The sequence below is a fragment of the Streptomyces stelliscabiei genome (assembly GCF_014873495.1).
GTDB lineage: Bacteria > Actinomycetota > Actinomycetes > Streptomycetales > Streptomycetaceae > Streptomyces > Streptomyces bottropensis.
Window position 1 is genome coordinate 6479184 of sequence record NZ_JADBGF010000001.1, and the last position, 12137, is coordinate 6491320.

The window sequence follows — 12137 nt, forward strand, 5'->3', positions numbered from 1 at the left end:
GTGGAGTGGCGTATCCCACATATCCGCGGGAGCGGAACGGCCCGGTGCCGTCGTGGTGTTTAAGTGCTTACGGGGATCTTCGGGGTTTTGGGGATTCGGCAACGATGGAGAAGCGTGTGATGACGAACAGTAAGCGGCGCAGGGGCCTGACGGTCGCGTCCGCACTGCTCGGCGGGGTGCTGGTGCTCTCTGCGTGCAGCGGGGGCGACGGCGACAAGGCGTCCGGGGGTGACGGCGGGGACTCCTCGCGGTCCAAGGTCGACGAGGCGGCGGCGGAGAAGACCTCCGAGGCCGACATCAAGATCATGCCGAAGGACGGCTCGGACAACGCCTCCATCAACAACTCGGCCAAGGTCACCGTGAGCAAGGGCACGCTCACCGAGGTGAAGATGACCACCTCCGACGGCACCGCCGTCGAGGGCGAGATATCCGCGGACAAGAAGAGCTGGGCGCCGAGCGCTCAGCTGGAGCGGTCCACCGGCTACAAGATCACCGCGGCCGCCGAGGACTCCGAGGGACGCAAGGCCCACGAGAACGCGGCGTTCACCACGGTCTCGCCCGCCAACAGCTTCATCGGCAACTTCACGCCCGAGGACGGCTCGACCGTCGGCGTCGGTATGCCGGTCTCGATCAACTTCGACAAGGCGATCACCGACAAGGCCGCCGTGCAGAAGGGGATCACCGTCTCCAGCAGCTCCGGCCAGGAGGTCGTCGGGCACTGGTTCAACGCCAACCGCATCGACTTCCGGCCCGAGGAGTACTGGAAGGGCGGCTCCACCGTCACCCTGAAGCTCGCGCTCGACGGTGTCGAGGGTGCCGACGGTGTCTACGGTGTGCAGCAGAAGACCGTGACCTTCAAGATCGGCCGCAACCAGGTCTCCATCGTCGACGCCAAGACCAAGACGATGAAGGTCACGCGGGACGGCAAGGTCGTCAAGACCATCCCGATCTCCGCCGGTTCGCCCGAGAACAAGACGTACCAGGGTCAGATGGTGATCTCCGAGCAGTTCAAGGAGACCCGGATGAACGGCGCGACGGTCGGGTTCACCGACAACGACGGCAAGGGCGAGTACGACATCAAGGACGTCCCCCACGCTCAGCGTCTGACGACCTCGGGCACCTTCATCCACGGCAACTACTGGGGTGCCGACTCCGTCTTCGGCAACGTCAACACCAGTCACGGCTGTGTCGGTCTGAACGACACCAAGGGTGCCAACGACTCCGACACCGAGGGCGCCTGGTTCTACGACAACTCCATCATCGGTGACGTCGTGGACATCCGGAACACCGGCGACAAGACGGTCGCCCCGGACAACGGCCTCAACGGCTGGAACATGAACTGGGCCGACTGGAAGGCCGGTTCGGCGGTCTGATCCACCGTCATCCGTAGAACGCGCGGCCGGTGCCGCCCCTGGGACACCCAGGGGCGGCACCGTTGTTTCCGGGGCCGTGCCCAGGGTTCTCATCCGGCTCTTATCGAGGACTTATCCCGTCATCACATGGCGTCCCTAGCTTGCCGCCATGTTCTTCACCTACCTGAGGCGCGAACTGCGCCGCCGCAGAAAGGCGGCGCTCGTCGTCGCCTCCGGGCTCGCCCTGGGCATCGCGCTGGTCATCGTGGTCAGTTCCGTGTCCTCGGGCATGGAGAAGGCGCAGGGCAAGGTCCTCGAATCCCTGTACGGCCTGGGCACGGACATGACCGTCACCAAGGCCGCCGCCGCGGCGGGCGAGAACGACGGCCAGCGCCCGCGATTCGAGTTCGACGCCCAGGACGACGACTCCGACGAGAACCAGAGCAGTGACCTCGTCCGGGTGCAGGGCTTCCAGACGCTGGCGAGTTCGACCGTCACCGAGGTCGGCGAACAGGCGGGTGTCGCGCAGGCCGTCGGCGGTCTCAGCCTCCAGGTCATCAAGGTCGACGGGCAGTTCCGGCGCGGACAGTTCCAGCAGGACGAGGGCACCGGGGGCCAGCCGGGAGGCGGTTCGGGCGCCGGCGGCCGGAACGGCGGCACGGGGCAGCCCGAGGGGCGGGTCGAGGGCGGCGGCGCCCAGTTCGACGTCGACAACTACTCCGTCTACGGCACGGACGTCACCGAGCCCGACCTGGGCCCCCTGACCTCCTCGAAGATCACCAGCGGTCGTACGTTCAAGACGTCCGAGACCGACGCCGAGGTCGTCGTCGCGGACAGGTCGTACGCCAAGGAGAAGGAGCTGAAGGTCGGTGACAGCGTCACCGTCAACAGCGTCAAGTACACGGTCATCGGGATCGCGACACCCGACAGCGGGGACGCGGCGGCCGACCTCTACATGCCGCTGAAGCAGGCGCAGACGCTCAGCGACTCCAAGGACAAGGTCACCACGATCTACGTGAGGGCGAGCGACTCGCAGCGGATCGACGGCGTGAAGGCGGCCATCCAGAAGAACATCGACGGGACGACCGTCACCACCTCCGCCGACCTCGCCGACACGGTCTCCGGATCGCTGTCGACGGCCTCGGACCTCGCCTCCGACGTCGGCAAGTGGCTGTCGATCGCGGTGCTCGTGGCCGCGTTCCTGGTGGCCGGGCTGCTCACCTCGTCGGCCGTGTCCCGGCGGGTGCGGGAGTTCGGCACGCTCAAGGCGCTGGGATGGAAGTCGGGGCGGGTGACCCGGCAGGTCGTCGGTGAGGCCGTCGTCAACGGACTGGTGGGCGGTGCGCTCGGTATCGCGCTGGGGCTCGGCGGGGCCTACGTCGTCACGGCGATCAGCCCGACGCTGCAGGCGGAGATCGGGGCGACGGCCGGTGGTTTCGGCGGACCCGGTGCCGGCGCGCCCGGTGGAGGCGGCTTCCCCGGCGGGGGCGGACCCGGCGGAGGTCGGCAGACGGCTTCCAACGCGCTGGACGTGGCCCTCACGGCTCCCGTCAGCGTCACGACCATCGGCGTCGCGGTGGGGCTCGCCGTCGCCGGCGGGCTGATCGCGGGGGCGTTCGGCGGGTGGCGGGCCTCGCGGCTGCGGCCGGCGGACGCGCTGCGGCGCGTGGAGTAGTCCGGCGGCGGCCGAGGCGCCCGCCCCACAGCCAGGTCCATCCGAACTCAGGGAGTCCACATGTACGTACTGACCGGCGTCACCAAGCGCTACGCGCGCGGCAAGGACACCGTCACCGCCCTCGACGGGGTCGATCTCACCATCGCCGACGGGGACCGGCTGGTCATCCAGGGGCCCACCGGGGGCGGGAAGTCCACGTTGCTGCAGATGCTCGGGGGGCTGGACAAGCCCTCCGACGGGAGCGTCGAACTCGACGGGACCGATCTGGCGAGGCTGTCGGAGACGAGGCTCACGCGGGTGCGCGGCGAGAACATCGGGTTCGTCTTCCAGAGCTTCAACCTGATCCCGACGCTGACCGCGCAGGAGAACGTCGAGACGGCCCTCGTGCCGCTCGGGGTGAAGGCGAAGGAGCGGCGGGAGCGGGCCGCGGAGGCGCTTGGGTCGGTGGGGCTCGGGGAGCGGCTCGGGCATCTGCCGGCCGAGCTGTCGGGCGGCCAGCAGCAACGCGTCGCGATCGCCCGCGCGCTGGTGAAGCGGCCGAAGGTGCTGCTCGCGGACGAGCCCACCGGCAACCTCGACGAGTCCATGCGCGACGAGATCATGGAGGTCCTGGAGACGCTGTGGAAGGAGCACGGCCTCACGTTCATCATGGTCACCCATGACTCGACGCTGGCCAGGAAGGCCCCTCGGGTCGCGACCATCCGCAAGGGGCGCATCACGGTGAAGGAGAACGCCGGGGCGTGAGCGCCTGCCCTCATCGGGTGGCATCCGGTGAGTTCCCTGGGCGTGGGGCGCGTTGGTGTGGAGCCCGGGCGCGTGCGGGCCGTGCGTGGCCCGGGTTCGCCGCTTTGCGCCCACCCGCGAGGGAGGTGACGTGAGTTGACTCCCGGTCATACTCCGTAGACCGGGGGAATTGACGTGAATATGTGCGGAAGCTCCCCTGGCCGGATGAACCGGATCAAGGGGGAGACTTGCGCAGACACACCAAGAGCGCGTGCACGGCCGCGATCGCCATGGTGTCCGCCGTGGCGCTGACGGCGGGCCCGACCAGCCCGGCGTCCGCGATATCCGAGCGCGTGACCGGCGTGACCGGCGCGGCGGGCCTGACGGGCTTCGCGGGCGTGACCGGCGTGGGCGGCGTGACCGCCGCCGACCTCGCGCCAGGCCGTCGCATCACGCTCGTCACCGGTGACCGCGTCCTCGTCGACGCCGGGGGCCGCGTGCTCGGCCTGGAGCGGGCCAAGGGCCGTGAGGGTGTCCCCCTGGCGGTGCGCGAGGCCGACGGCCACACCTACGTCCTGCCGGCCGACGCGGCCCGGCTCGTCTCCGCCGGCCGGGTCGACAGGCGGCTGTTCGACATCACCGCGCTGAACACGGCGGCGTCCCGCGCCGCCCAGAAGCAGGGCCTGAAGCTGATCGTCGGCTACACCGGAACCGCCGCCGGCGCCCGGGCCGGCGTACGGGCGGCGGGCGACACCAAGGTCCGCCGCACCCTGCGGACACTGAACGCCGAGGCGGTGCTCACTCCCGGGGACGACGCCGCCGCGCTGTGGAAGGCGGTCACCGACGCCGACGGCACCACCGCCACCGGGATCGCCCACCTCTGGCTGGACGGCGTCCGCGAGGTCACCCTCGACAGGTCCGTCGCGCGGATCGGCGCCCCGAAGGCATGGAAGGCCGGCTTCGACGGCAAGGGCGTCACCATCGCCGTCCTCGACACGGGCGTCGACGCGACCCATCCCGACCTCAAGGGCCAGGTGAAGGCCGCCAAGAACTTCTCCACCTCACCCGACACCACGGACAAGTACGGCCACGGCACGCACGTCGCCTCCATCGCGGCCGGCACCGGGGCCGGCTCCCGGGGCAGGTACAGGGGCGTCGCGCCCCGCGCCAAGCTGCTCAACGGCAAGGTGCTCGGCGACGAGGGCTTCGGCGACGACTCCGGCATCGTCGCCGGCATGGAGTGGGCCGCCGCGCAGGGCGCCGACGTGGTCAACCTCAGCCTGGGCGGCGGCGACACCCCCGAGATCGACCCGATGGAGGCGGCGATCAACAAGCTCTCCGCCGAGAAGGGCATCCTCTTCGCGGTCGCCGCGGGCAACGAGGGCGACGGCGGCGCGGGCACGGTCGGCTCGCCGGGCAGCGCCGCCGCCGCGCTCACCGTCGGCGCGGTCGACGACAAGGACCGGCTCGCCTCCTTCTCCAGCCGGGGCCCCACCCTCGACGGCCGGATCAAACCCGACGTGACCGCGCCCGGCGTCGCCATCACCGCCGCCGCGGCCCCGGGCAGCGTCATCGAGCGCGAGGTCGGCCAGAAGCCCAAGGGCTACCTGACGATCTCCGGTACGTCGATGGCGACCCCGCATGTCGCCGGCGCCGCCGCCCTCCTCAAGCAACAGCACCCGAAATGGACGTACGCCGAACTGAAGGCCGCCCTCGTCGCGTCCGCCAAGGGCGGCGCGTACACCCCCTTCGAGCAGGGTTCGGGCCGTATCCGCGTCGACAGGGCGATCAAGCAGAAGGTCCTCGCCCGGCCCGTCTCGGTCGACTTCGGCGTCCACCGGTGGCCGCACACCGACGACAAGCCGGTGGCCAGGAAGCTCACCTACAAGAACCTCGGCACGAAGGCCGTCACCCTCACCCTCGCGGTGAGCGGCATGAACCCCAAGGGCAAACCAGCCCCGGCCGGCTTCTTCAAGCTCGGCGCCAGGAAGGTCACCGTCCCGGCCCGGGGCAGGGCCACCGTCGACCTCATCGTGAACACCAGGCTCGGCGGGAACCTCGACGGCGCCTACTCCGCGTACGTCACCGCCAAGGGCGGTGGCCAGGGCGTCCGCACGGCGGCGGCCGTACAGCGCGAGGCGGAGTCGTACGACGTCACGCTGAGGACGGTCGGCCGGGACGGCGCACCGGCCGTGCACCACGTGCTCGACCTGACCGGCGTCTCCGGGCTCGCCCGGGACACGTGGTTCACGCCGTACGACCAGGACGGCACGGTCGATCTCCGGGTACCGGAGGGCGACTACATCCTCAACGCAGGGATCGTCGTGGACCCGGACGACGCCGCCAAGGGCGTGGACTGGCTCGCCCGGCCGACGCTCACCGTCGACCGGCGGATCTCCCTCACGCTGGACGCCCGCACGACGAAACCGGTGGACATCACCGTGCCCGATCCCGCCGCCCAACAGGTCCTCGCGGCACCGGAGTTCGCCCTGACGGTGGGCGGGGTCAGCTACTCCTCCGGCTGGCTCCTCGACACCTACGCGGGGTTCCGCACCGCGCACCTCGGCCCGCGGATCGCCGGCGGCAGGCTCAGCCAGACCTGGGCCGGCCAGTGGACCGGGGGCGGCACGGCGCAGTACGCCACCGCCGGCGGAGGCAAGGCCGAGAAGCTCGCCACCGGCTGCACCAAGCACTGGAAGAAGGACGAACTGGCCACCGTACGGACCGGCCTGGGCGCCTCCGGCACCGGAAGGAAGGGCGCGGTCCTCGCCTGGGCCCAGCTTCCCGGCGGCTCCGGCGCGCCCGCCGTGGGCGTCCCGCAGCCGGTGCCCGGCAAGCGCACGCTGTATCTGTCCGCCGCGAACGGGGTCTCATGGGTCCTCGACTTCGAGCAGTACGGCGCGGAGGACGAGCAGGGCTTCCCGCTCCTGGACGCCTACTACACCACCGGCGACAGCCGCACCTTCAAGGCGGGCCGGACGTACGCACAGACCTTCAACGTCGGAATCTTCGGACCGCGGATCGCCGGGAGCCACGGCATCCGGCGTGACGGCGCGTACCTGTACGGCCTGCTGCCGATGGTCGCCGACGGCCGGGGGCACGCGGGGGCGTCCGTCTACGAGAAGGTGACGACCACCCTGTACCGCGACGGCGAGAAGTTCGCCTCGGGCGAGGACGCGCTGGACGGGTCGGGCCAGTTCGAGCTCCCGGCGGGCCGCGCCGCCTACCGGCTGACGACCTCCCTCACCCGTCCCGCCGAGCTGGCCAGGGCCTCGTCCCGGATCGACGCGAGCTGGACCTTCACCTCCGAGAAGACCGCGCGTGACACGAAGATGCCGGTGTCCACGGTCCGCTTCGGCGCCCCGTTCCTCGGCCTCGACAGCACCGCTCCGGCGGGCGGCAGGGCCACCGTCCGCGTCACCGTGCAGGGCGCGGCCGCCGGCGACAACCTCAGGTCGCTGTCCGTGTACGTGTCGGGCGACGGCCGGAAGTGGACCGAAGTCGCGGTGAAGAAGGGCGCGTTCACGCACCGGACCCCGGCGGCGGGCAAGAGCGTGTCGCTGCGCGCCGAGGTGACCGACAAGCAGGGGAACACGTCGACGGTGACGATCCACGACGCGTACTTCGGCAGGTGAGGCACCCCATCTGAGGCACCCCATCTGAGGCACCCCATCTAGGCACCCCACCCGAGGCACCCCGCGACAGACGGCCTACGGGACATGCCAGAGGGCATCCGGGGTGACGTCGTGGCACCCGGCTACGGCGTCACCCTCGGTGCCCCCGGCTACGGCGTCACCCTGGGCGCCCGGGGCGCGTCCGTGCCCCAGCTGGCCAGGAGGCGGAGGGCGTCGGCCGAAGGGGATCCCGGTTCGGCGTGGTAGGTGATCAGACTCTGCTCGTGATCGTCGGGCAGCTGCAACGTCTCGAAGGAGAGGGTGAGTTCACCGACCAGGGGATGACTCATGCGCTTCACGCCGTGACTCTTCTCCTTCACGTCGTGCGTCGCCCACAGCCGCCGGAACTCCTCGCTCTTCACCGACAACTCGCCCACCAGCGCCGACAGCAGCGGATCGTCCGGGTGACAGCCCGCGTCCATCCGCAGATAGCTGACGATGTCGGCCGCCTTCTGGTCCCAGTCGAGGTACAGATCCCGGTAGTCGGGTCGCAGGAACACCATCCGCGCCCAGTTCCGCTCCTGCGCGGGCAACTCCGACCAGTCCCCGAACACCGCCGCCGCCATCCGGTTCCAGACGAGGATGTCCGAGCGCCGGCCGGTGACGTACGCGGGGACCACGTCCAGGGTGTCGATCAGCTGTCGCAGGGAGCTGCGCACCTGCTGGGGGCGGGCAGACCGCTTCTTCTTGTGCGCCTTCGGCTTCGCGAGGTGGGTGAGGTGCGCGTGCTCGGCGTCGGTCAGCCGCAGGGCGCGCGCGATGGCGTCCAGCACCTCCGCCGACACATTGCGCCCGTTGCCCTGCTCCAGCCGCGTGTAGTACGCCACCGACACCCCGGCGAGCTGCGCCAGCTCCTCCCGGCGCAGCCCGGGGACCCGCCGGTGCCGCCCGAACGCCGGCAGCCCCACGTCCTCCGGCTTCAGCCGGGCCCGCCGGGTGCGCAGGAACTCGCTCAGCTCGGCGCGCCGGTCCAGGGCACCGGCGGCTCCGGCCTCACCGAGGGGTGGCAGTTGCGCTGCTTCGGGCTGTTCGTCCATACGGCAAGTATTCACGGTCGTACGCCGGGGAGCCTGACCCCGCCAGTGGTAGGACCAGCGGACGTACGCAAAGCCGTGACCTGGGTGAACCCTGTGACTTCGGGCAGGCTGGTATCCGCAGCCGGCCGGAAGGCAGGCCGGTTGCGGGACGACGATCAGGAGAATCCCGGCATGACCACCACTGTTGCCGCCTATGCGGCGCCCGCCGCCAAGGCTCCGCTGGAGCGCACCACCATCGAGCGCCGCGACGTCGGTGAGTTCGATGTTCTGATCGACATCAAGTTCTCCGGCATCTGCCACTCGGACATCCACCAGGCCCGCGAGGGCTGGGGCGAGGCGATCTTCCCGATGGTCCCGGGCCACGAGATCGCCGGTGTCGTCGAGGCCGTCGGCTCCGGGGTCACCAAGTTCGCCGTCGGCGACAAGGTCGGCGTCGGCTGCATGGTCGACTCCTGCCGCGAGTGCGAGAACTGCCGCGCGGGCCTGGAGCAGTACTGCCTCAAGGGCAACGTCGGCACCTACAACGCCATCGGCAAGGACGGCGAGCCCACCTACGGCGGCTACGCGGAGAAGATCGTCGTCGCCGAGGCCTTCACCGTACGCATCCCCGACGGCATCGGTCTCGACGAGGCCGCGCCCCTGCTGTGCGCCGGCATCACCACGTACTCCCCGCTCAGGCACTGGAACGCCGGCCCCGGCAAGAAGGTCGCCGTCGTCGGTCTCGGTGGCCTCGGCCACATGGGCGTCAAGCTCGCCCACGCGCTCGGTGCCGAGGTGACCGTCCTGTCGCAGTCCCTGCGCAAGAAGGACGACGGTCTGAAGCTGGGCGCAGACCACTACTACGCGACGAGTGACGAGGCGACGTTCAAGGAGCTGGCCGGCACCTTCGACCTCATCCTCTCGACGGTCTCGGCCCCGCTGAACCTGGACGCCTACCTCTCCCTGCTGAAGACCGACGGCGCCTTCGTGAACGTCGGCGCCCCCGAGGAGCCCGTGGCCCTCAACCTCTTCTCGGTCATCGCCGGCCGCAAGACCCTCGCGGGCTCCGGCATCGGCGGCATCCAGGAGACCCAGGAGATGCTCGACTTCTGCGCTGAGCACGGCCTCGGCGCCGAGATCGAACTGATCCGCGCGGACCAGATCAACGAGGCGTACGAGCGGGTGCTGGCGAGCGACGTCCGCTACCGCTTCGTGATCGACACGTCGACGATCTGAGAAAGCCGGTCCGGAGAGCAGGGGCGCAGCCCCTGCTCTCCATGTGAGGGCATGGGTAGGGGCGGCGGAGGCGAAACACCTCACGCCGCCCCTACCCATGCCCCCGGACCCACCCCGTCCGGATGCGGGCCCACCCCCGCAGCCGGACGATGGAGCGAGGAGAACACACGGCACGCTGCCACGAGCGATCACCACCCCGGGGGGCGCGGAGGAGGGCGACATGCCCCTTCAGAAGGTCCGCCCCGGCACCGTCCACACGGTCCGCCCGGACATCACCGTCCTCGCCGACAGCCTGGAGGTCCCGGGCATCGGCCACATCCCGGTCAACGCCTTCGTGCTGTCGGCCGCCCAGCCGGTCGTCGTCGACACCGGACTCGGCCTGCCCGACCGCGACTTCGTCGAGACGCTCGCCACGGTCCTGGACCCGGCGGACGTGCGCTGGATCTGGCTCACCCACCCCGACCGCGACCACACCGGCGGCCTCTTCGACCTGCTGGCGGCGGCGCCCGACGCCCGGGTCGTGACGACCTTCGTCGGCGCGGGAATCCTCTCCTGCGAACGCCCCCTGCCCCTGGACCGCTGCTATCTGCTGAACCCGGGCGAGTCGATGGACATCGGCGACCGCACCCTCACCGGCTTCCGCCCGCCCCTGTTCGACAACCCCGCCACCGTCGGCTTCTTCGACGACCGCTCCGGCGTCTGCTTCAGCTCCGACTGCTTCGGCGCGCCCCTCCCCACGGCCGACCTCGCCCAGGCCGACGACGTCCGCGAGGTGCCCGCCGACGACCTGCGCATGGCTCAGCTGCTGTGGGCCACCGTGGACAGCCCCTGGGTCAGGACGGTCGACAGGGACAAGTACCTGGCGACCTTCGGTCCCCTCGCGGACCGCGAGCCCGACCTCGTCCTCTCCACCCACCTCCCCCCGGCCACCGGCATCACGAACTCCCTCTTCGACACCCTCGCCACCGCCCCCGACGCCCCACCCTTCACCGGCCCGGACCAGGCGGCCCTGGAACAGATGCTGGCGGGGTTCGAGCCGAACGGGGGCGGCCACGGAGGGTGAGCGGGAGCCGACCTCCGACCCCGACACTCAGCCCTCGGCCTTCGCCCCGCCGATCGGGCAAGAGACCCTCGCCCCGCCGAGCCCTCGCTGCCCCGTGCCCCGTGCCCCGTGCCCCGTGCCCCAGGGTGGCAACACCCGCCTACTCAGGTTGAGTTGAGTAGGTGCGCTCATGTCCGGCGGGCCCCTGGGCGGCGAGTATCGGGGAAGCGGCGCAGAGAGTGCCGTCCCGATTCAGCTCGGATTCTTATGGAGTCTCTTATGTCCCGACGTACTGTTCTGTCCGTGGCCGCCGGTGTCGTTGTCCTCGGTGGTGCCGGTGCCCTCACCCTTGCCTACGCGGGGGACCTGCCGGTGAAGCTGGCGCACAGCACGGCCCGTTACACCGCTCCCCACGGCGACCGCGACGGCTCGCTCACCTTCGGCACCGACGTCACGGCGTCCTCCGGTGTCAAGAGCGTGAAGGTGCTGGCATGGCCGCAGGACTCGTCCTTCGCCAAGGACGGGCTGACCGCCAAGGACATGGCCGGCGCGGAGTCGGCCGTCTGCAAGCCCTCCGGAAAGGACACCGCGCACTGCACGTACACCGTCAAGGTCACGGGTTCGGACGCGAAGTCCTCCCCGCGCGGTGCCTGGCACGTCGCCGTCCTGGCCACCGCCAAGGACGGCACCACGACCCTGGACACCGAGGCGGCGGACTTCGTCGTCCGGTGACCCGGCCGGGCACGTGACCGGGAGCGGGCGCGCGATCCCGCTGGGTGGGGACGGAATCGCCCGGAGCCCTCGCGCGTTGAGGTCGGTGGGCATCGGATGGCGATGGTGTACGAGCCGAGTACGCCGAGCCGCCGAGCTGACACGTATGGGAGGGCCGCAATGGCTGCGCAGACGCAGAGGGCCGTGCTGGCGGGCGGGTGTTTCTGGGGAATGCAGGACCTGATCCGCCGGCTCCCGGGGGTGATGGCGACCCGGGTGGGATACACCGGGGGTGACGTGCCGAACGCGACGTATCGCAACCACGGCACGCACGCGGAGGCCATTGAGATCCTTTTCGACCCTGCGGGAACCGACTTCCGCGCGATCCTGGAGTTCTTCTTCCAGATCCACGACCCGAGCACCCGGAACCGCCAGGGCAATGACATCGGCCTCAGCTACCGCTCGGCGATCTACTACGTGGACGACGAGCAGAAGCGGATCGCCGAGGACACCATCGCGGATGTGGACGCCTCCGGTCTGTGGCCGGGCAAGGTCGTCACCGAGGTGGAGCCGGTCGGCCCCTTCTGGGAGGCCGAACCCGAGCATCAGGACTACCTGCAGCGCTACCCGGACGGCTACACCTGCCACTTCCCGCGTCCGGGATGGCGGCTGCCCGCCCGCACGGAGGGCTGACCCGCGAGACGGCCC

9 protein-coding genes are annotated in these 12137 nt (G+C 70.6%); 8 read left to right on the forward strand and 1 reads right to left on the reverse strand.

What is annotated here, in order from left to right; all coding sequences use genetic code 11:
- The first annotated feature begins 104 nt into the window (after nucleotides 1-104).
- The 4 genes from H4687_RS28735 to H4687_RS28750 all read left to right on the forward strand — a co-directional run bounded on the left by H4687_RS28735 (nucleotide 105) and on the right by H4687_RS28750 (nucleotide 7385).
- Nucleotides 105-1373 (forward strand): L,D-transpeptidase, encoded by a 1269-nt coding sequence (locus H4687_RS28735; protein ID WP_046916396.1) that lies wholly within the window; start codon nucleotides 105-107, stop codon nucleotides 1371-1373.
- Nucleotides 1374-1521: 148 nt separating this feature from the next.
- Nucleotides 1522-3027 (forward strand): ABC transporter permease, encoded by a 1506-nt coding sequence (locus H4687_RS28740; RefSeq protein WP_046916395.1) that lies wholly within the window; start codon nucleotides 1522-1524, stop codon nucleotides 3025-3027.
- Nucleotides 3028-3087: 60 nt separating this feature from the next.
- Nucleotides 3088-3771, forward strand: coding sequence for an ABC transporter ATP-binding protein (locus tag H4687_RS28745; protein WP_046916394.1), 684 nt, complete (start codon nucleotides 3088-3090; stop codon nucleotides 3769-3771).
- 227 nt (nucleotides 3772-3998) lie between these two features.
- A complete protein-coding gene (locus H4687_RS28750) occupies nucleotides 3999-7385 on the forward strand; it encodes a S8 family peptidase (protein ID WP_046916393.1) in 3387 nt (1128 codons plus the stop codon).
- A gap of 149 nt (nucleotides 7386-7534) precedes the next feature.
- On the opposite strand, the gene H4687_RS28755 is transcribed toward H4687_RS28750, so the two are convergent.
- Complete coding sequence (locus H4687_RS28755) at nucleotides 7535-8461, reverse strand: helix-turn-helix transcriptional regulator (protein ID WP_046916392.1); 927 nt, start codon at nucleotides 8459-8461, stop codon at nucleotides 7535-7537.
- Between the two features lie 171 nt (nucleotides 8462-8632).
- On the opposite strand from H4687_RS28755, the gene H4687_RS28760 reads away from it, so the two are divergent.
- The 4 genes from H4687_RS28760 (at nucleotide 8633) to msrA (ending at nucleotide 12122) form a co-directional block, all read left to right on the forward strand.
- Nucleotides 8633-9676, forward strand: a complete 1044-nt coding sequence (locus tag H4687_RS28760; RefSeq protein WP_020113915.1) for an NAD(P)-dependent alcohol dehydrogenase — start codon at nucleotides 8633-8635, stop codon at nucleotides 9674-9676.
- Between the two features lie 220 nt (nucleotides 9677-9896).
- Entirely contained in the window at nucleotides 9897-10739 is an 843-nt protein-coding gene (locus H4687_RS28765) for an MBL fold metallo-hydrolase (protein WP_046916391.1), read from the forward strand.
- 258 nt (nucleotides 10740-10997) lie between these two features.
- Entirely contained in the window at nucleotides 10998-11450 is a 453-nt protein-coding gene (locus H4687_RS28770; RefSeq protein ID WP_046915692.1) for a DUF5707 domain-containing protein, read from the forward strand.
- Nucleotides 11451-11609: 159 nt separating this feature from the next.
- Entirely contained in the window at nucleotides 11610-12122 is a 513-nt protein-coding gene (msrA, locus tag H4687_RS28775; RefSeq protein ID WP_046915691.1) for a peptide-methionine (S)-S-oxide reductase MsrA, read from the forward strand.
- Nucleotides 12123-12137 lie beyond the last annotated feature (15 nt).

Coding starts and splice junctions, on each gene's coding strand:
- H4687_RS28735 (WP_046916396.1), top strand. CDS start 105: ATGGAGAAGCGTGTGATGACGAACAGTAAGCGGCGCAGGGGCCTGACG.
- H4687_RS28740 (WP_046916395.1), top strand. CDS start 1,522: ATGTTCTTCACCTACCTGAGGCGCGAACTGCGCCGCCGCAGAAAGGCG.
- H4687_RS28745 (WP_046916394.1), top strand. CDS start 3,088: ATGTACGTACTGACCGGCGTCACCAAGCGCTACGCGCGCGGCAAGGAC.
- H4687_RS28755 (WP_046916392.1), bottom strand. CDS start 8,461: ATGGACGAACAGCCCGAAGCAGCGCAACTGCCACCCCTCGGTGAGGCC.
- H4687_RS28760 (WP_020113915.1), top strand. CDS start 8,633: ATGACCACCACTGTTGCCGCCTATGCGGCGCCCGCCGCCAAGGCTCCG.
- H4687_RS28765 (WP_046916391.1), top strand. CDS start 9,897: ATGCCCCTTCAGAAGGTCCGCCCCGGCACCGTCCACACGGTCCGCCCG.
- H4687_RS28770 (WP_046915692.1), top strand. CDS start 10,998: ATGTCCCGACGTACTGTTCTGTCCGTGGCCGCCGGTGTCGTTGTCCTC.
- msrA (WP_046915691.1), top strand. CDS start 11,610: ATGGCTGCGCAGACGCAGAGGGCCGTGCTGGCGGGCGGGTGTTTCTGG.